16 protein-coding genes are annotated in these 18,637 nt (G+C 53.2%); 8 read left to right on the top strand and 8 right to left on the bottom strand.

What is annotated here, in order from left to right; all coding sequences use genetic code 11:
• Window positions 1–91 precede the first annotated feature (91 nt).
• From NYE85_RS14260 to NYE85_RS14240, 5 genes are all read left to right on the top strand, one after another.
• Window positions 92–637: a fimbrial protein gene (locus NYE85_RS14260; protein ID WP_259005408.1), complete on the top strand. Its 546-nt coding sequence runs from the start codon at window positions 92–94 to the stop codon at window positions 635–637.
• A 116-nt stretch (window positions 638–753) separates the two neighbouring features.
• Window positions 754–1,368, top strand: coding sequence for a molecular chaperone (locus NYE85_RS14255; RefSeq protein WP_309600872.1), 615 nt, complete (start codon window positions 754–756; stop codon window positions 1,366–1,368).
• 62 nt (window positions 1,369–1,430) lie between these two features.
• Entirely contained in the window at window positions 1,431–3,968 is a 2,538-nt protein-coding gene (locus NYE85_RS14250) for a fimbria/pilus outer membrane usher protein (protein WP_259005406.1), read from the top strand.
• 26 nt (window positions 3,969–3,994) lie between these two features.
• The gene (locus NYE85_RS14245; protein ID WP_259005405.1) at window positions 3,995–5,008 is read left to right on the top strand and encodes a fimbrial protein; all 1,014 of its coding nucleotides are present in this window, start codon (window positions 3,995–3,997) and stop codon (window positions 5,006–5,008) included.
• A 148-nt stretch (window positions 5,009–5,156) separates the two neighbouring features.
• Window positions 5,157–6,983, top strand: a complete 1,827-nt coding sequence (locus tag NYE85_RS14240; protein ID WP_259005404.1) for a hypothetical protein — start codon at window positions 5,157–5,159, stop codon at window positions 6,981–6,983.
• 50 nt (window positions 6,984–7,033) lie between these two features.
• On the opposite strand, the gene NYE85_RS14235 is transcribed toward NYE85_RS14240, so the two are convergent.
• Window positions 7,034–7,372, bottom strand: coding sequence for a DUF1883 domain-containing protein (locus NYE85_RS14235; protein WP_259005403.1), 339 nt, complete (start codon window positions 7,370–7,372; stop codon window positions 7,034–7,036).
• Window positions 7,373–8,143: 771 nt separating this feature from the next.
• On the opposite strand from NYE85_RS14235, the gene NYE85_RS14230 reads away from it, so the two are divergent.
• On the top strand, window positions 8,144–9,742 hold the full coding sequence (locus NYE85_RS14230; RefSeq protein ID WP_259005402.1) for a mechanosensitive ion channel family protein: 1,599 nt from the start codon (window positions 8,144–8,146) through the stop codon (window positions 9,740–9,742).
• 12 nt (window positions 9,743–9,754) lie between these two features.
• Here the strand turns inward: NYE85_RS14230 and NYE85_RS14225 are convergent, their stop codons facing one another.
• Window positions 9,755–10,891 (bottom strand): GGDEF domain-containing protein, encoded by a 1,137-nt coding sequence (locus NYE85_RS14225; protein WP_259005401.1) that lies wholly within the window; start codon window positions 10,889–10,891, stop codon window positions 9,755–9,757.
• A gap of 231 nt (window positions 10,892–11,122) precedes the next feature.
• Here NYE85_RS14225 and NYE85_RS14220 point away from each other — a divergent pair, with 231 nt between their 5' ends.
• Window positions 11,123–11,536 carry a hypothetical protein gene (locus NYE85_RS14220; protein WP_259005400.1) on the top strand — a complete coding sequence of 138 codons (414 nt, stop codon included), beginning with the start codon at window positions 11,123–11,125 and terminating at the stop codon, window positions 11,534–11,536.
• A gap of 102 nt (window positions 11,537–11,638) precedes the next feature.
• Here NYE85_RS14220 and NYE85_RS14215 read toward each other — a convergent pair whose 3' ends face one another.
• The 6 genes from NYE85_RS14215 to NYE85_RS14190 form a co-directional block, all read right to left on the bottom strand.
• Window positions 11,639–12,181 carry a YfaZ family protein gene (locus NYE85_RS14215; RefSeq protein ID WP_259005399.1) on the bottom strand — a complete coding sequence of 181 codons (543 nt, stop codon included), beginning with the start codon at window positions 12,179–12,181 and terminating at the stop codon, window positions 11,639–11,641.
• 97 nt (window positions 12,182–12,278) lie between these two features.
• Entirely contained in the window at window positions 12,279–13,337 is a 1,059-nt protein-coding gene (ompA, locus tag NYE85_RS14210) for a porin OmpA (protein ID WP_259005398.1), read from the bottom strand.
• Window positions 13,338–13,509: 172 nt separating this feature from the next.
• A complete protein-coding gene (locus NYE85_RS14205) occupies window positions 13,510–14,136 on the bottom strand; it encodes a helix-turn-helix domain-containing protein (protein ID WP_405050672.1) in 627 nt (208 codons plus the stop codon).
• 389 nt (window positions 14,137–14,525) lie between these two features.
• Window positions 14,526–15,296 carry a DUF4105 domain-containing protein gene (locus NYE85_RS14200; protein WP_259005396.1) on the bottom strand — a complete coding sequence of 257 codons (771 nt, stop codon included), beginning with the start codon at window positions 15,294–15,296 and terminating at the stop codon, window positions 14,526–14,528.
• Window positions 15,296–16,690, bottom strand: coding sequence for an HdeD family acid-resistance protein (locus tag NYE85_RS14195; protein ID WP_259005395.1), 1,395 nt, complete (start codon window positions 16,688–16,690; stop codon window positions 15,296–15,298). The genes NYE85_RS14200 and NYE85_RS14195 overlap by 1 nt, the downstream gene beginning before the upstream one ends.
• Before the next feature lie 42 nt (window positions 16,691–16,732).
• Window positions 16,733–17,860, bottom strand: a complete 1,128-nt coding sequence (locus NYE85_RS14190; protein ID WP_309600871.1) for an MFS transporter — start codon at window positions 17,858–17,860, stop codon at window positions 16,733–16,735.
• Window positions 17,861–18,242: 382 nt separating this feature from the next.
• Here NYE85_RS14190 and NYE85_RS14185 point away from each other — a divergent pair, with 382 nt between their 5' ends.
• Window positions 18,243–18,566, top strand: coding sequence for a cupin domain-containing protein (locus tag NYE85_RS14185; protein WP_259005394.1), 324 nt, complete (start codon window positions 18,243–18,245; stop codon window positions 18,564–18,566).
• The last annotated feature ends 71 nt before the right edge of the window (window positions 18,567–18,637 follow it).

The raw sequence follows: 18,637 nt of genomic DNA, 5'->3' as shown, positions 1-18,637 counted from the left end.
GACACAATTGGATATGTGTAGAAATGGAATGGCAGCAAAGCAAAGCGCTACACATTAAAAAATGCAATCACATACATAAGGAATTATTGCTATGAAAAAAACACTTATCGCCATGGGCATGATTATGACCGCTTGTACAACTTATTCGTCGGTCACGCTGGCGGCGACCGGTACAATTCAATTTCAGGGAGCAATCATCGAAAATACCTGTACCGTAAATATCAACGGCCAAGGCACAAATCCTACCATTATTTTAGGGAAGATCGATAAAGCAACATTGGCAACGGCCGGTGCAACGTCAGCAGCCCATCGTATTGAGATAAAACTGACTGATTGCCCGACGGAAAACGAGAGTCCAACAACAGTAAGCGCTCGGTTCGCAGGCGCAGTTGATACTGCGGATAATACATTACTGCAATTGACATCCCCGGATGCGGACACCACTGCTAAAAACGTCGCTATCGAATTTACCGAGAAAAACAATCAGCCATTACCGCTGGGCGCCGCCCCTCAATACAGCGAAAGCATCAACAATGGTGAAGCAACCCTGCTGTACTTTGCCCGCTATAAAGCGACGGGTGCTGCCAGTGTCGGTACAGCCAACGCCGTTGCCGATTACACCATCGTGTATAACTAAACCCTGCCATTCCCAGGCTGCACCCGGTGCAGCCTGTATAAGGACAAACCATGAGCAGAACCCGAAGTCTAACCCTGATCGCATTAATGATGGTTTCCAGTCTGGCACAAGGCAGCGTGGTATTGGGCGGCACTCGTGTAATTTATGACGCAGGTAAAAAAGAGAGTAATATCAACGTCAAGAACCCGACAAAAACCCCATTTCTGGTACAAAGCTGGGTAAAAAACGACGAACACACCGGCGCCAAGGCCCCCTTTATCGTCACTCCGCCCCTGTTCCGCCTGGACGGTAAAAAAGAGAATGTCCTGCGTATTATCAATACCGGAGGAGATTTGCCACAGGATCGCGAATCGCTGTTCTGGTTAAATGTCAAGGCGATCCCCAAATCTACGGATATCGACGCCAATACGCTGCAAATTGCCGTCAATACCCAGATAAAATTGCTGTACCGCCCCAAAAATTTGCCCGGTACCCTGGACGAAGCAGCAAAAGCGCTGAACTGGCAACTGGAAAACGATCAACTGAAAGTCGTCAATGATTCTCCTTATTATATTAACTTCCAAAGTGTGAAAATTAACGGGCAGAATATTGACGCCGCCACTATGGCACCGCCGAAAAGCACCAGCATATTCAAATTAAATAAAGCCATAAAAACCAGCGGTGAAATAAGTTGGAAAATTATTAACGACTATGGCGGCGGCAGCGCACTGATACAGAAAAAATTAAATTAATCACGCCGATACCAGGGCGTTATCTATCTTCTGGCGCCCGCAGACATACGGACATCACTATTATGACTATTTTCCAGGGAGTCTCCGCACCAGCACGCCTGAAGCTGGTGGCCTGCCCGGCTTTTTGCCTGCTAAGCCTGTTTGCTTCTCCATTGCAGGCGCGCGACTATTTTAATCCGGCCTTTTTGGATGGCAATAATGCGCAACAAATACAGGCCGATCTTTCCGTCTTTGAAAATGAAGGCAGCCAAACGCCCGGTACTTATCGCGTCGATCTCTATGTCAACAAGCAGTTCGCCGGCTCCTATGATTTTGATTTCTTCTTGCAACAGGATAACGTAACGGGCGCACATCTACAGCCCTGCCTGGACATTGGCACACTTGACTCCCTAGGCGTAAAAACCGCCGCCTTCCCAATGCTGCAAAACAGCATACACGGATGCGCCAACCTGGCGGTGATTCCACAGGCCAGCGCCGAATTTGACTTCAGCCAGCAGCGGTTGATGCTGAGCATTCCGCTGGCGGCAATGAACAGCCAGGCGCGCGGTTTTGTCGCGCCGGAACGCTGGGACCAGGGCATTACTGCCCTACTGTTAAACTACAGCTATAGCGGTGCCACCAGCCGGGATCATCATGGTAAAAGCAGCAACAGCAATTATCTCAATCTGCGTCCCGGTTTCAACCTAGGTGCTTGGCGGCTGCGAAACTACTCCACCTGGAGTAATGACGGCGGCAAATGGCAATCTGCCTATACCTACCTACAGCGGGATATCGCCGCGTTGCGTAGCCAACTGGTTCTGGGTGACAGCAGCACTTCCCCCGACCTGTTTGACAGCGTACCGTTTCGTGGTGCACAACTCAGTACCGATGACCAGATGCTGCCGGACAGCCTGCGCGGTTATGCACCGATTATCCGCGGCGTGGCACGCACCAACGCACAGGTCACCATCACTCAAAACGACTTTACCATTTACCATAGCTACGTACCGCCCGGCGAGTTCGTTATTGACGACCTGTATCCCAGCAGCAGCGGAGAGCTGAAGGTAACAATCCTTGAGGCCGACGGCAGTAAGCAGGTTTCATTGGTGCCCTATGCCTCAGTGGCTGTGATGCAGCGTGAAGGTCAGTTTAAGTACGAAGCGACCAGTGGTAGCTACCGTTCCTACAACAGCAATGTCGAGTCAACGCCGTTCAGCCAGGGCAGTCTGATCTATGGGCTGCCATGGGACATGACATTGTATGGAGGCATGCAGACCGCCAGCAAATATCAGTCATTACTGCTGGGGATGGGTAAAAACCTCGGCAATATTGGCGCGCTCTCCGCCGATGCCACCCAGAGCTGGGCTCGCCTGGAGGAGCAGTCCAAAAGCCGTGGCCAGTCGCTGAGGCTGCGCTACAACAAAAACATGCTGACCACCGGTACCAACGTTGCGGTAGCTGGCTATCGCTATTCCACCACTGGCTTTTACACCCTCGGAGAAACCTTGAGTAGCTACCGTAATGGCAATGGTAATCATCTGCCGGAGCGGCGCCGTAACCGTACCGAGTTGCGGGTAAACCAGAATCTGGGCAAAACGCGGGGCTATCTGACGGCCAGCCTGATCAACGAAGACTATTGGAACAGCGAGCGCACCACCACCTCCGCCAGCTTGAGCTACGGCAATAGCTGGAACAATATCAGCTACAACCTGAGCTATAGCCTCAATCGAAACACCAGTGATTATGATGGCAGCGGCAGCCGCAGGTACAACAATGACAACCTGTTCAGCTTCAGCCTCAGCGTTCCGTTAAATAAATGGCTGGCTGGTAGCTGGGCCAGCTATCGCAGCAGCGTGGGCGATCACCAGCATGCCACTCACTCCGTGGGCCTGAACGGTACGGCGCTGGCGGACAACAACCTGAACTGGAGTCTGCAACAGAGTCTAGACAGCCAGGGCAATAGCAATGGCAGCGACGCCTCGCTCAGCTACCGTGGCGGTTACGGCCAAATCGGTGCCGGTTACGGCTACAGCCGCGACAACCGTCGCCTGAGCTACAACCTGCAAGGCGGCATGCTGGTCCATGCCAACGGCCTGACGCTGTCGCAACCGCTGGGCGAAACAACGGCACTGATCGCCGCGCCAAAAGCCGGTGGGGTGCAGGTCAGCAACCAAACCGGCGTCGCCACCGACTTCCGCGGCTATACCGTAGTGCCTTATCTGACGCCATACCGCGAGAACACCTTACGCCTGCGGCCAGATACCCTGCCAGAGAATGTCGAACTGGAAATCAACAGCCAGACACTGGTGCCAACACGTGGTGCCGTAGTGCGCGCCAGCTTTGCGCCGGCGGTAGGTAAACGACTACTGATGACTTTGACCCGCCAGCAAGGCGAGCCGGTGCCGTTTGGCGCCATTGTCAACGTGCCTGATGCCAGAACCGACAAAGGCAGCATTGTCGGCGATCGGGGGGAAGTATTCCTTACAGGTATGGAACCGCGAGGAAAGTTGCTGGTGCAATGGGGTAAACAGCCGGATCAACAATGCCAGGTCGACTATCAACTGAGCGAACAGGACCATGCAGCCAGCGGCATCGTTCAGCTAACACAGCAGTGCATTTAATTCACTAGCGATTCGAGGGAATGTTCATGAACAAGAAATTACTGGCGTTGCTGCTGGGGAGCGGTGCAATGATTATATCGGCAACGGCGCACGCCGATCCGGGCGATCTGGATGGTATCTGTTATTACCTTAATGGAAATAACCGCCACCTCGCATCCATTACAGGAGATATGCCAGAAAAAGAGACATCTATCGCATGGAGTACCCCTACAACGTTCGTGGCACGTTGCAATTGCTCAATGGATACCCATAATGAATCAATCGTTTTTAAATTCAAGTCAAAATATCAGCAGCAAAATCCCGCAGGCCCCTCAAACAGTAAAGAATATTTATTATTAGATGCCAACAAAGAGATTTACTCCGCCTTTGACGTCAACGTTATGGGAGGAGCAGGATCGACCGAACCACTTATATTTTCCGATCCCGATTTTGTGGTGGACAACCATCAGGCCACCGTAAAAGATTGTTATGATGAGGGTAACCCGCAAGGATGGGGAACCGGTAATCATGGCATGATGCATTTGTATTTTGGCAAACCTATTACCGGAAGGTACACACAAACTTTTAATGAGGTACTCTCCATTTTTGCCAAAACAAAAAGTGCGGCAAACTTTGATTATAGTAAATTACTGGCAACGGTGAGTTTTGCGATCGACCTGTCAATTCCGGCGCAGTGTCAGCTGGAGCCGGGCATAATTACCGTCGACTTTGGCAAGCTAGCTGCCGCCGATTTCGCCAAGGGCAAAGGAACAGGCACGCAAAGCGTGCCACTAAAAGTCACCTGTAAAAACTCGGAGGATGTTGCCAACGCCAAAATCACGTTTAAACCAACCGATTTTAAAAACGATCTGATCGCCACCAACGATCGGAATCTGGGTATCAAACTGGAACAAGGAAACTCTCAGTTAAAGGGAGACAGCGAGATATTGCTTAACCATGGCGAAGCCACAATATACGCCACGCCGACGCAATCAGGAGAGGAGAAACCGGCAATTGCTGATTTCACCGCTACAGCAACTCTCAACATTGAAATGAATTAATCGCAAAATACTGAGCCACCAGGAATACGTTCTTTAGCGATGAGAGATGTTTCTGCTCATCCACACGGTATTTTATGGATAAAAATAAAAGAAACGGAATATTTCACCATAAAGCTTTTTACCCTAAACAGTAATCAAGGAAGTAGATATGAAGATCATGAATAAAACCAAAATCGCCCTGTTAGTTACCGCCCTGTTCAGTTGTTGTGTCGGAGCCAACGCAGCTGAAAATACCGGTGTTAAACCTTATGCCGTGTCTGACCATACCATCTTTGGTGAGGCTACCAATAATTTTCTGGGTTGGAGCATGACCAATATCGGTAACTTCTCCGATGATGGCACCGAAGATATTGTGGTAACGGCTCCCTTTGCTGAAGCGGACAAAGGCGTGGCATACGTTATTCTGGGTACGCATTACGGCCAGGATTTTGAAAACGTGCAAGATATCGGCCAATTCAGCCGCAGCAACGCCATCAAGATCTTCCATAGCAGACCCTCCAACTCCATTGGCACCAAGCTGATGGGATGGTCAGTGCGTAAAATTGGCGATCTGAATGGTGATGGCCATGACGACCTGGTAATCGCTTCTCATTTGTTCGATCAGGTTTATGTTATCTGGGGCGGTCCGCAACATCGTTCAAACCATACGCGTCTTTCCCGCACCATCGATCTGAACGATATTGATAACGGCAACAGTGACATCGGCATCCGTATCCGCGCAGCCTTCTCCAACGGTACTCCGAACATCGGTGGCTGGTTCGGCACTACGGTCGGCGCTATCGACTACAATCAGGACGGTGCCGTTGACCTGGCTATTGGCGACATCCATGCCACGGATGGACGAGGCGGCGTAGTAGTGATTTACGGCGCTAAAGCCGGCACGCCAAAAACCTGGAAAAATATCGATCTGGAGTTCAAAAACAATCAATGGACCGGTGAAGGCATGGGCGCCTATATCCGTCCAGAGGCCGGTATTCTGTCGCCGCTGCACTCCAACAACGTCAATCTCGGTGGACAAGTCAGCCGCGTTGGCGATATCAACGGCGATGGCAAAGAAGACTTTTTGATTATCGATTCTGTGGCGCAGAACAGCAAAGGCGGCAACGCCGGCACTGGCTATCTGATTTACGGCGATGACTACAGTAGCAATAAACTGCTGAGGCTGGCCGACTTGAATAGTAAAGAGGCCACTCGCATTCACGGCATGCCGGGGGCATTCCTGGGCGGGGCCACCTACTTCTGGAGCAATGATAAGAGCTTCCACAATCACCTCGAAACGACCAGCAACAATGGCACCATCAGTGCCCTGGGCAACTTCTTTGGCAAAACAGACTCGCTCGCCATCAGCTCTCCTTCAGACAATGGCAATCCGAACGAACACTCGGGTCTGGTGTGGGTGATCAAGGGTCAACATGGCGGGTTGAACGGCAATTCCGGCAGCTTGTTCCTGGATTCAGCCAGCACCACCGCCAAAGATTTCACTAAAGACAAAGGGTTCGTCATCCACTCCAACCGCGTCGGCAACGTTGGCGGAAAACTGGACGGCTTTGGCCAGAATATCATCGGCAACGTCGATATGGACGGCGACGGCATAATGGATCTGGTGATCAGCGATCCCAACGCCATACGTGACGCAGAGCAAACCCCGGTTGGTGCGGTATATGTCGTCTATGGTGGCCAAGCAGATCTGGTGGATGCAAAAGTGATTAAACAGAATGGCAAGGTCAATATTCAGGATCTGCTGGCAGCCAAAAAATTAAATGGGAAAGATCCGCTGGCCGAGGTTTATTGGGGAGAAGTGCCTAACGGCAAGTTCGGTACTTCCATTGCCGTCGGCGACTTCAATGGTAACGGCAGAAACGATCTGGCTGTAGGCTCTGCCTTCGTCGACAATATATTTTCAGAAAAAGGCAAACAGACCAATGCTGGCGCAATCAGCTTCTTCTATAACACTCGAACCAACCCAACGCTTTAAATATCAGTTGCAATATCGTTAATAGAGGGGGGATGTCCCCCCTTTTCCCTTCAGTCACACACGTCCACCAGCATCAAGTTTTTCTTTAACAGCGCCGGAGCGGACAGTTCCTGATGGCCAATAAAGTTCAGCGCATACTTGAAACGCTCTCGATAAACTGGCATCGGCTCTAACAGGATATCCCAAACTCCAGCCTGCGGAATTCGCAGATTTACCGGAAAATGGGTAAAACACCCATGATTGAAGCGTCCCTCTTGTCCAACAGCATAAGTTTTATATTCCCTACGATTTCTGCGCAGTAAAATCACCACCGGGTGAGAACAGTGAATGCAGATGACATCGCCGGCGTTGAGAATAACTCGCCGTTGAATAAAAAAATGATTGTCCATGAAAAGACTCCTCTGATACGCCACGGCCGTTGGCGTTGCGAGAGAGATACTAACAGCCTGAAAAAATTAAATTAATCTGCGCACCATGATAAAAATCAGAAAATACCGTTGGCTGTTTTTTTATAAAGTAACCGGCCTAGAGATGCGCAATACAGTAACGTCATTCTCCTTGATGTATGTTACCCGTTGATGTCAGACTCTAAACATAACTTGATTACACCCTCATGGCATATCAGTCGACGATGGTAATTAATCAGTAATTTTTCATTATAGTGATAGAAGCGGGCTAATCATGTCTATTGTTAGCTATGAAATTATCAGAAAACCATCCCTGAAAATAACGTATCGAACGCCATAATAGCCACTCGGACACATAACTCATACCCGTGGAACCATCCTATTAGAAATAATGCAGAACAAATAAAAATGTCCCATATACAATTAGCTTATAATAAGTTGCGCATCATAAAGAGCTGCCTGGCACTACGGCACGGGCACTCTCCCGCTCCTGGCATGTACCTCGGTGCCAGCTCTCTGCAACCACCTTGCTGTGATGGCCAACGTTCGGTAATGTTATTTACGATCCATAACCCCTTCGCTTTCAGGCAATTAAAATAACCACTTGCCACGTATCGAAACGGCTAACTATCACTACACTGTAATGAGCGCACCCAGCGACGCCTCAGGATGCGGCTTGCCTTGGTATTTCACGGCGTTTATCGGTTTTGATGACAGGGTATCAATCGTTCTATGTGGATGGTGCGAATAGTGATGACCAAAAAACTTTCATACTTGTTGTGCTGCATACTGTTGTGCTATTCCAGCCTGTTGTGGAGCGCTGAACCACGCCAGACCCCCAGCGCGGCGGAACAGGCGCGCACCCTGACGCTGCTTAACCAGCCGGTGGTGATGCTGCAAGCCAAATTCGGCCTGACGACGCCGGAAGAGCGCGTGCAGCGCATCGTGCGCAACCTGCGCGCGCTCAACCAGCAGGATCTGCAACAGCCGGTTGAGATCGCTACCATCACCCGCTATCAGCAACAGGCGGTGGTGTTTTCGATCAATAAAAAGCCGTTTATGCTATTGGCGCAGGGCGATCTCGACGAGGGAGACGATCTCAATCTGGCGCAGGCCAGCCGGTTGGTACTGCAACGGCTGGAAAACCTCCGTCACGCATTAATCGAACAGTATTCCCCGCATTATCTCCTGCTGTCTGCGCTGAAAAGCGTGGCGGGAGCCGCCGCGTTAGTGACGGTGTGCTGGTTCGCCTACCGCTCGCTGGCGTATGTAAGACGGTATTACGCCGCCAGAAAACAACAAAACAAACCCGGTCTATTCCCGCAGTTACGCAGTTTCCTCGGGCAGTTTGAGGTGCGGCTCTACGCCTGGCTGATGGGTATCCTGTGCGTGCTGGGGTTTTATCTATGGATTAGCTGGGTATTGCGGCTCTTCCCGTATACGCGGATATGGGGGATGGAACTGGGCCAATACACCCTGCAGCTGTTCCAGCGCATTGGTCTGGTGATCCTGTCTGCCCTGCCCGGTTTATGCGTGGTGATCGCCATTTTTGTCATCACCGGTTTTATTGTCAAACTGATTAAAGTGGTGTTACTGCGAGTGGAACGCGGCATGCTGCATATTCCCGGCCTGCATCCACAAACCGTCGGCGTCACGCGGAAATTGATCAGCGTGGCAGTCTGGCTGTTTGCCCTGTCTGCGGCCTACCCGTTTTTACCCGGCGCCAATTCGCTGGCCTTCAAGGGCATCAGCGTGTTTTTCGGCCTGATGTTGACGCTCGGTTCTGCCGGCGTCATGAACCACGCCATGAGTGGCCTGGTACTGACCTATTCACGCGCGTTGCGTAAAGGCGACATTATTCGCGTTGCCGATAATGAAGGGGTGGTCAGCGAGGTCGGTATGCTGGCCACCAAGATCGTCACGCGGGAAAACTACGAGGTCACCGTCCCCAACGCGGTGGTGGTCAGCGGCAGAATCATCAATCTCAGCATCCACGACGGCCCCCCCGGCGTCAACATGACCACCAGCGTTACTATTGGTTATGATACGCCGTGGCGCCAGGTACATGCGATGCTGGAACTGGCCGCCAGCCGTACCCACGGATTGGATAACAGCCAGCCACCGATCGTACGCCAGCTCAGTCTGATGGACTGGTACATCGCCTATGAACTTCAGGTCAGACTGCTGGCAGGTGAATCCCTGGCCGGAGTACGTAGCGAGCTGCACGCGCATATTCAGGATGTATTCAACGAGTTTGACGTGCAGATTATGTCACCGAACTTTGTCAGCCAGCCTGAACTGCCGGTACTGGTGAAAAAGGAACACTGGTACAGCCCGCCGGCGCAGCCATGACAGGCTGGCGGGTTAGGCTTGCCAACGGTCTCGGCCGCCCTGCTTGGCGCGGTATAGCGCCGCATCGGCTTCTAACAGCAGTTGCGCGTCGCTTTTGTTCCCCGCCGAGGCAGCAAGCCCCATGCTGACGCTGACCACCTCGCTAACCTCCGACGCGGCGTGTGGCAATGCCTGGCGGCGGATACGCTGCTGGATGCGCTCTGCCACCACCTGTGCACCGGCGAGCGACGCATCGAACAGCAACAGCAAGAACTCCTCGCCACCGTAACGTGCAACCACGTCTTCCGGTGAGCGCACCGACGATTTCAAGATCGCGGCAATATCACGCAAGCAGCGGTCACCGGCAGGGTGGCCGTAACGATCGTTGTAACGCTTGAAAAAATCGACGTCGATCATGATTAGCGCAAAGGGACGCTGGCGGTCGGCGGCAACGGCAAGATGGTGTTCCATTGCGCGTCGATTGGCGGTTTCGGTCAATGCATCCTGATTGGCCATGGTTTCCAGACGGGAAATCAACAGCCGGTTATCCTGATATCGCTGCCAGTTTTCATTAAACCAGTGCAGCAGAATGTAACGCCCGTACAGCAAAATGAACGCCAGCAACAGCCAGATAATTACAAACCGCATATTCAGCCCGGCGTTGAGCCTTACGCTGGCCATCAGGCAGGTCAGCCAGATTGGCAACAGAAACAGCAACAATCCCTTGGGGTAAAAATACAGCGCGCCGAGCGCCGTCAGCATTAAAATAATGGTCAATGGATAAGAAAACGGCAGACGCCACACGGTGACGAAGTAGAAACAGCAAAAAGACCACAGACAGCTCAAGGCGAACAACAATAGCGCCAGCAGCGTTTGCCAGCCAGGCGATAGCCTGGCTTCGGTGCGCAACAGGCTGCTTAACATGCCCAGCGAAATAGCCACGATCGCCAGCATCAACATATCGATCTCGTGCAACATGTCGCTGCGCGTCGCCAACGTTTGATCAAAGTGATAGAACAACACATTACGGAAGATGATAATCAACGCAAAACTGATATTGACGAAGGCAAACCAGGGCATACTGCGCGCAAGCGCCTGGCTGACCATTTCTGCCCTGCTGCCCCAGACGGGCAGAGTTGAAGCGCTCGCTTTGCGTTGTTCGCGGGACATTGCCGACGGTTCCTTTTGGTGCTGATGAGATATAAAGCCGTATTATCAACCTGCTACGGCCTACGCAGCATGTACCAGAGCCGTAGCGGTTGCAAGTGTTCAGCCAGGCGAACATCGGGGATGTGCACGCCAGACATAAGGTAAAATTTATAAATAAACAGTTCTATGCTGGCAACGCAGCTGGCTGTGAAGGTAAGTTTCCCACAGTTTTACTTTATGGATACTTTCCTCATGTTCGCAGTCGTTAATACCCCCCATATCAAAAAAGTGCTGATTGCCACGCTGTTGCTGGCAGGGTGCGCCAGCAACGATAACCCGGTAGTCAGTGAAGTCAATGCCATCTCCTTCCCGGCAAACCTCGAAGCAGCCAGCAACAACGGCGATGCTGCCAGCTTGCAGCCCCTGTACCGCGACAATAAACGCATTATTGACCAATTCAGCAATCAGATAAGAAAAGCCTGTATCGATCCCATTAGCCAGGCGGAAGTATTGAATATACGCAGTCAGGCACGCCCCGCCTTCAACGCGCTGACCAAACTTGAACAGTTTGGTGAACTGAACGAGATGTTTCTTAAACAGCAGAATAGAGACGGATTGGCACAAATCAATACGGCATTAAAACCGCTGACAGCCCACCTTTCGTAACCTGCAACGATCCCCCAACGCCCGCCATGATGGGTACCGGGGGATCGTGATGGCACATAACCCAACCGTCGACCTCCCGGCATTCACCGGGATGATCCCCGTTTAGAACACCAGGCTCACCGAGGTATAAATGCCATCCGCCAAGGTGTTATTGCGATGACCATTTTTGCCCTTCAGATCGATATAACGATACCCGGCCTCTACCGCCATCAGCGGAATCACCTGCCAACGCACTCCGGCATTGCTTTCTACGTACTCCTCCACGCCGCTGGACAGCGAATCCGGAGAATAATAGGCATCGCCGAAGACGGTAAAGTGCTCACCCAGCGGCAGCTGTGCGCCGCCGCCAACCGCCAGTGCATAGCCTTCATCGCCGTCGTCGGGATTGAGGTACAACGCCTTGCCGCCCATGGTGAACAACACCGGCCCCAAGGGTAAATTCAGCCCCATTCCGAGTCCCGCGACGTCGCCATCGTCATCGCTGTGCGCCCAGTTCCCACTGAAGGTCAACCCGGGATCGCGACTACCGAAATCAACGCTAACGTCAGTCCAGTTTTCGCCGGCCTCACCGTGCACACCAACGGCCAACGCCGACGCCGACATTAACACTCCCCCCAGTAAACACCCGGTTTTTATCCACTTCATACTTATCCCCACCGTTGGCAAAATGCCTGTTACGAACGCAAAAAAAGCCCGACGGAAAGCTCGGGCAATACATCAAAAGTTTTATCTGAGGTGTGGCTTACGCCTGAGGTGCGTGTTGCCCGGCGATTTCAACCACTACCCGGCGGTCTGGCGCCAGGCAGTCGATACGTTGGCTGCGCGCGCTGATACCATCACACTGGGTTCCGGTTACCGATTCGCTGGCACCACGTCCCTGAGCTTGCACATTGGCCGCTGGCATACCCAAACGAACCAGCTCATCGGCTACCGCCTGGGCCCGACGGGACGACAGTTGCTGGTTATAGTCGGCGGAACCGATGCGGTCGCTGTAACCAATCACCATGGTGGTCTGATCTTTGGCTGACTGGATTTCCGGACGGTTATACAGGTCACGCACCGCGGCCTGCCCCTGCGGCGACAGTTCGGCGGAGTTGTAGCCGAACATGACGTCCGACTTCAGATTGAAACGCTCGGGTTCAACCGGCCCGGCCACCGGCGCGACGACCACTGCGGCGACCGGGGCCGCATGTTGACCGAAGCGATACACCACGCCCGCGGTCAGGGAGCTGACGTCGGCGCTGGCACCAATCTGATTGACGTTACCAACGTTGCTTACCCACTGATATTCAACGCGTCCCGCCCAGTTATCGTTAAAGGCATACTCGGTGCCCACCGCAGCCAGCGGTCGAACGCCGGTTTCGAACTCGCTGTGGCCGGCATGGTCGGTTTCTGCCCGGTAGGCCATAGCGCCGGCACGGCCATAGAGATCCCAGTTATCGGTCAGGCCGTAACTGGCTTTCATTGATAATTGTAACCCCTGGCTGGCCAATTTTGTGCCGGCGACGCCGTTATTGCCGTTGATCTGCATATTGCCGAGATAATCATAGCCGCCTTCAACAGCCAACCACGAGTTAATCTGATAACCGGCAAATACGCCGCCGGCGGTGTTGTCTTTGTTAAAGTCAAAATCGGTGGCATGATCCAGGTTATCGCTAAAGTCTTTATCCGCGCTGGCATCAAAATAATGCGACCAACCAAGTTTCGCGCCACCGTACCAGGTACCGGTATCTGCGGCGGCGAAGGCTTGAGACACAGCGCAAGCATTTAATACAATGAGCGCGACAAGTGTTTTTTTCATAATATTCCCTGGCTATAATTACACTCGCCGTCGATGAAATATTGACGGCAAGGTGGATTGTTAGCGGAAATAATAAAACAAGCGTTGGGACGCCTCTATTATTTTATGGTTTAATTTTAAATTATTAAAAAATAAAGAGGCTAGCCCCTGAACTTGGCGCAATAATGATGGCTCAACACCGGTCAGGCAAGGTAGTGATGCTCAACAGATAGCCACCGCGCTTTATCTCGATGTGATTATTGTTTTTCAGTTCAGCAATAACGTTCAATATACTGCTGCGCGAAAGCAACGTTCTTTCCTGCATATATTCCAAGATTGACGTCCTCAAGCGCGTATCCAACGGCAACTTAATCAGCTCAAGCAGATGATCGCGGATGATCAAATAGGTTCGCTGCTGCACCAGCAGCGCATCGCGGTAAAAGAGATAGCTGGTGTAATAGGAGAGCAACACCGTGGCGTCCTGCCAAAGGCCTTGCGCGGTAAACACCGCCTTGGCGTCACTGGCGTTCAACCGCAGCAGGGTTGACGGCGTCTCCACCCGCAAAATATGGCAGCGCAGCGGCTGAATACTTTCGGCCAGGCCAAACAGCGTTTGTTCATAGGCTGTAGCGATCAGCAAACCGTCAGACACCCGCAGTATCGACAGCTCACCACTCTTGACAATGTAAAACTGCGGCTCACCCTTGTATTCCCAGTTCAGGCGCTTACGCGGCATCACGCTCATTGGCTTCGCCAGGGGTTCCAACGCATCAAGCAAACGCTGGATCGACGCTTCAGGCCGAACGGGTTGCATAATCATCACGGTTCCTCAGGAATATCTGGTTTACTCTGTTTATTATAATTAAATTTATTGCTCAGCGTTGTCCAGCGCTTTCGTTTGTTCTTATAGCAGATGAAATTTAATTTTAAACAGTTTAACGCTGGCGCAGCGGATTAATTGTTTTTGCCATTGGTTATTACCGCCATGGAATGGCTACGGCTCAGGGCTTTTCCACGGCGTTATTATCAGTTACCTATTTGGCCATGTTTCGTGCGCCAGTGCTGAACAGGATATGGGTTATCACCGCGTTGACTGGCGGCAGCGCTTGTCAAGCGACCATTTTGCCTTGGTATGACAACCGGCGATAAGGCAAAACGCGCAGCGTCGGCATTGCGTGCCGCCCGATCCTGCGGGTCTGGTTACCTTCATCAGGCCCTAGAGCGGCGGATCTGTCGTGAAAAGTCCGCATCAATTACCGCGTCAGGCGGGCGCACGATCAGACTGCGTTGCTTGAGTTGCTCAAACGGCAGGTCATTGTTCAACAGGCCGAGATCGTAGACATAGCGGTCGGCATAGCCGCTAACCAGCACCCGCCAGTGGTAACGAATGGCCGGAGAAACGGCGGCGGCATGCCGCAGGATATTGCTGGTGCAATTGTTGTACAGCGTGTGATAAAACTCGGGCCGCTGGCTAAGTTGATCGATACGCCGCAGATACTCCAGCAACAGCTGGCGCACGGTTGGCGCCGCGATCTGCACCGGGTAGAGATACACCTGCTCGCGGCGAACGTCGGTTCTTACGCCGATCAGGTCACGTTCATCGGCAACCACATAAGTCAGCATGTAATAGTTGAAAAAGCCGCGCCAGGTGGAAAAAAACTGGCCACGGCTACGGCGGGTTTCGATGGAAATCGCCAGATGGCGGCCATCCTGAAAGCCAAAGCTCAAAAAAAGGTGCGCAATTGATTTTCCCGACCAATAGGATGCGATGACATCCACGGTTGCAGCCTGATTAAGATCGTATTCGGCGTCGTACCAATCCGGGGAATAATCATCACGGGTGCGATAGGTGAAATTACGCACGTTACGCAATGTCACCTTGCCCTGCACACCCCACTCCACCGTCGGCAATCTGGCATATTCCGTCAGCCAGTCGCGTTCGTTGCTCGGCTTTGACGCCGGCCAGCGCAACGGAGCCATTATTGCGAAACGCCTTTGCCGTCCACCTCAGCCTGCACCGCCGAGGCGTTTGGCTTGTCTTCCCGCCACTGTTTACGTAGCGAGAAGATTTTACGCACCGCACGCTGCGCCGTGGTCAGCCAACCGGTAGGCCGTGGATCCGCCAGCATGCTGAGTGCGCGGGCATAATCCAGCGTCAGGCCTGGTGTCCAGGCCATGGTTTTTGCCCGCTTGCGGATCTGCACCGCAACCCAAAGCTCCGGAGTGGTCAAAATCTTGGTCAAGGCGCGCCAGTGACCGTGCCGGCCCCAAATTTTGCCGGCCACCCCCTCCAATGCAGCTTCCAGCGCCAGCGCCACGCTGCTGGAGCAATTTCGATGCGTCAGGTTGTAGGTTTTGTCCTGGCGGTATACCTGCCAAAAACGTTGCAGCCGGGCGGCGTCGTAATTACGAATACGCACCCGCACCGTTGACGGGCACCATTCGCTGGATTCGGTCATGTAATCAGGTTGGAACACCCCGGCGACATTGTTTTCCTCGGTGGCGCGCAACAGGCGGGTAAACTGCTCCGGGGAACGGTCAATGTCTTCGGCCGGATACAGACTGATATACACGCCTTCAGGCGCTTCCAGCGCGGCGTGACCGGTGGAGATCACCCCGTCTTTATCTACCGCGGCAATATATCGGTCGATCACCGGGTGCGGCACCGTGGCGTTTTTTGACGATCCCACCGGCGTCCAGACGTGTACCGTCAGCGCCGGCTCATCATCGGCCGGCGGCCCTTCCCAGAGGGTCAGTTGGGGCCGGGTATCCGCACTGCTGGACTCTTCAGCCGCCTCGTTGCCCTGTACCGCCGGGTTGATGTCCATGCGCTTGACACGCATCGCCAGCATCAACATGTTCCAGCCGCCAAAGATCAGCCCCAGGCCGAGGCAATAGGGTACGGTGCCAACGTAATGCGTCGGATATGGCTGGTAGAAAAAGATCGCCAGTGCTATCTCTATCACACCGCCCACCACCGCCAACCTCCAGTTTTTGTAACGCACCACCGTGGCGCTGATGGTTTGCAACAGGCCATCGGCCAAAAACAGCGTGCCAAAGATCATCGACAGCACAAAATGGCCATGATGATGACCGGCCAGAATCAGCAGCGCCGCCAGCACAAAGGCCCCACCCTTGACGTAGCGCAGCGTGCGCTGCCCGCCAATGCCGGTGTGCGCCACCATCAGCGTTGCTATCCCTTCCGCCAGCAGTAGCCAGGCAAACGGGTTGAGCGGAAAATAGAGCGCATTGTCCAGCGCGTCGATGAAGATCACCAGGCCGGCCAGTATTCCCAGCCAGCCGATCACCATCAGACCACGCCAGCGCGCGCGCAGATAATCAACCCCCAACAGAATCATCACTAACTGAACCATCGCCCAGCATCCTCCACGTTAAAAATGATCGTTAGCGTTGCGTTAAACGCCACGACGCTTATTTTTGAGGGCAAACAGCGTAAACACCGCACACATCAACGCTGCCATCAACGGCAGCCCGTGAGTATTGAAGGCCATCGCGACGCCGCCCAGCGTCGGGCCAAGCAGCGCGCCCAGCCCCCATGCCACCGACAGCAGCGAGTAAATCCCCACCAGCTCGCCACCGTTGAAACGCTCCCCAACCAGGGTAATCATCACGGTGTAAATACCGACAAACACCCCACCCCAAACGAACAGCAGCGTATACGCCAGCCACGGATAATTGAGCGACATCGGCCACAGCAACGCGCCCAGCGTTGACAGCGCCGCCAGCACCACGATCAATCGCTGGCGGTTGAAACGGTCGGCCAGCCAGCCAATGGGCAATTGCAGCAGGATAGCGCCAATCATTAATACTGAAATCAGCGAGGTGGCTGACGGTTCATTCCAGCCCAAATTCATCGCGTAGACAGAAAGCAGGTTCATGCCAGCCGACTCCAGCCCGGCGTTCAATACCGTCGCCGCAACGGCAACCGGCGCCAGGCGCAGATACAGCATTGCCGGTTTGGACTGATGGGATTCCGCCGGCAGGGGTTTGATCGCCGAACAGGCCACTACGCTCGCCGCCAGTAGCGCAATCACCGCGCCAATAAAGAAGGCGATAGCACCACTGCTGCCAACGCCGGCCAGAATCAACGGTCCCAGTGCAAAACCGCAGGACAGACTGGCGGTATAGGCGGCTAGCACCCGTGCACGTACCGTTTCTTCCGCCATAAAGTTCAGCCAGGTCTCAGTCACCACCAGCATGATTTCGCTCATTGCCCCCAGCAATAGCCGCAGCAAAAACCAGATGGCGATCGGCGTATAGGGAAACAGACACAGCACCAACGCTGAAATCAGCAACGCACTCAACATCAGCGCTTTGGCGGAGTAGCGCCGGCACAGCCGGGGCAACAGTGGCGCGACAATAAACACGCCAACCGCATGCAGTGCCGCATTGACGCCGATAAAGGCTTCGCTGTAATTCATGTTCGCCAGCTTGATGGCAATCAGCGGTGCACTCAGGCCATAGGTCAAGCCAAAGATCATCGCCGCGAGCAGCACGCCGATTTTATTGCGAAGAAATGACACTATGATTAACCCCTTATCATTTTACTGACGACTGCCAGGTGGCAGACGACGGATAAGCTACTGACTGAACGACATCAACCTCACTGGCGCGCACGATAAGATGCAGAAAATCACTTACTTGGCTAAATCAAATGAGTTCAGCTAAAAATTAGCAGCTAATCCGCAATTTACCAGATACCTGAGGCAGGTTTTACGCACATACGTTCGGCACAAACGCCCTCCGGCAAACCGATGGCACCATTGGCGCAATAAATTACACCGCCTGCTGAGCACGTTGATAGGTTTATAGCGCTCGACAAATGCAGTCAACGACATTATATTTCCAGATAAATAAAACAATGTTTCAATTTTAAACTCATCCTGTTCACTACGAGGTTTCAGTATGTTCACGTTCAAACAAGATACCCGTCTGGAGGATCTTGGCGGCGGTGTGTCACGGCGCATTCTGGCCCACGGCGGCACCATGATGGCGGTGGAGGTCAACTTCAGCGCAGGGGCGGTAGGCCCCCTGCACAGCCATCCACACGAACAGCTCACCTATGTGCTGTCCGGCCGCTTTGAATTCACCATCGGTGACGAAACCCATCAGGTGGCGGCAGGCGATACGCTGTATAAGCAACCCAACGTGGTACACGGTTGCGTCTGCCTGGAACCCGGTACCTTGCTGGATACCTTCACCCCGCAGCGCGAAGACTTTTTACCTTAGTTATACCTCGCCCCCATCCTGTCCCTTCGCCGCGGCAGCAACGCCGCGGCTAATGCATTTGTTTTAACCTG

The sequence above is a fragment of the Serratia sp. AKBS12 genome, assembly GCF_024793895.1.
GTDB lineage: Bacteria > Pseudomonadota > Gammaproteobacteria > Enterobacterales > Enterobacteriaceae > Serratia_F.
This window is presented reverse-complemented; position numbering and strand designations above follow the sequence as displayed.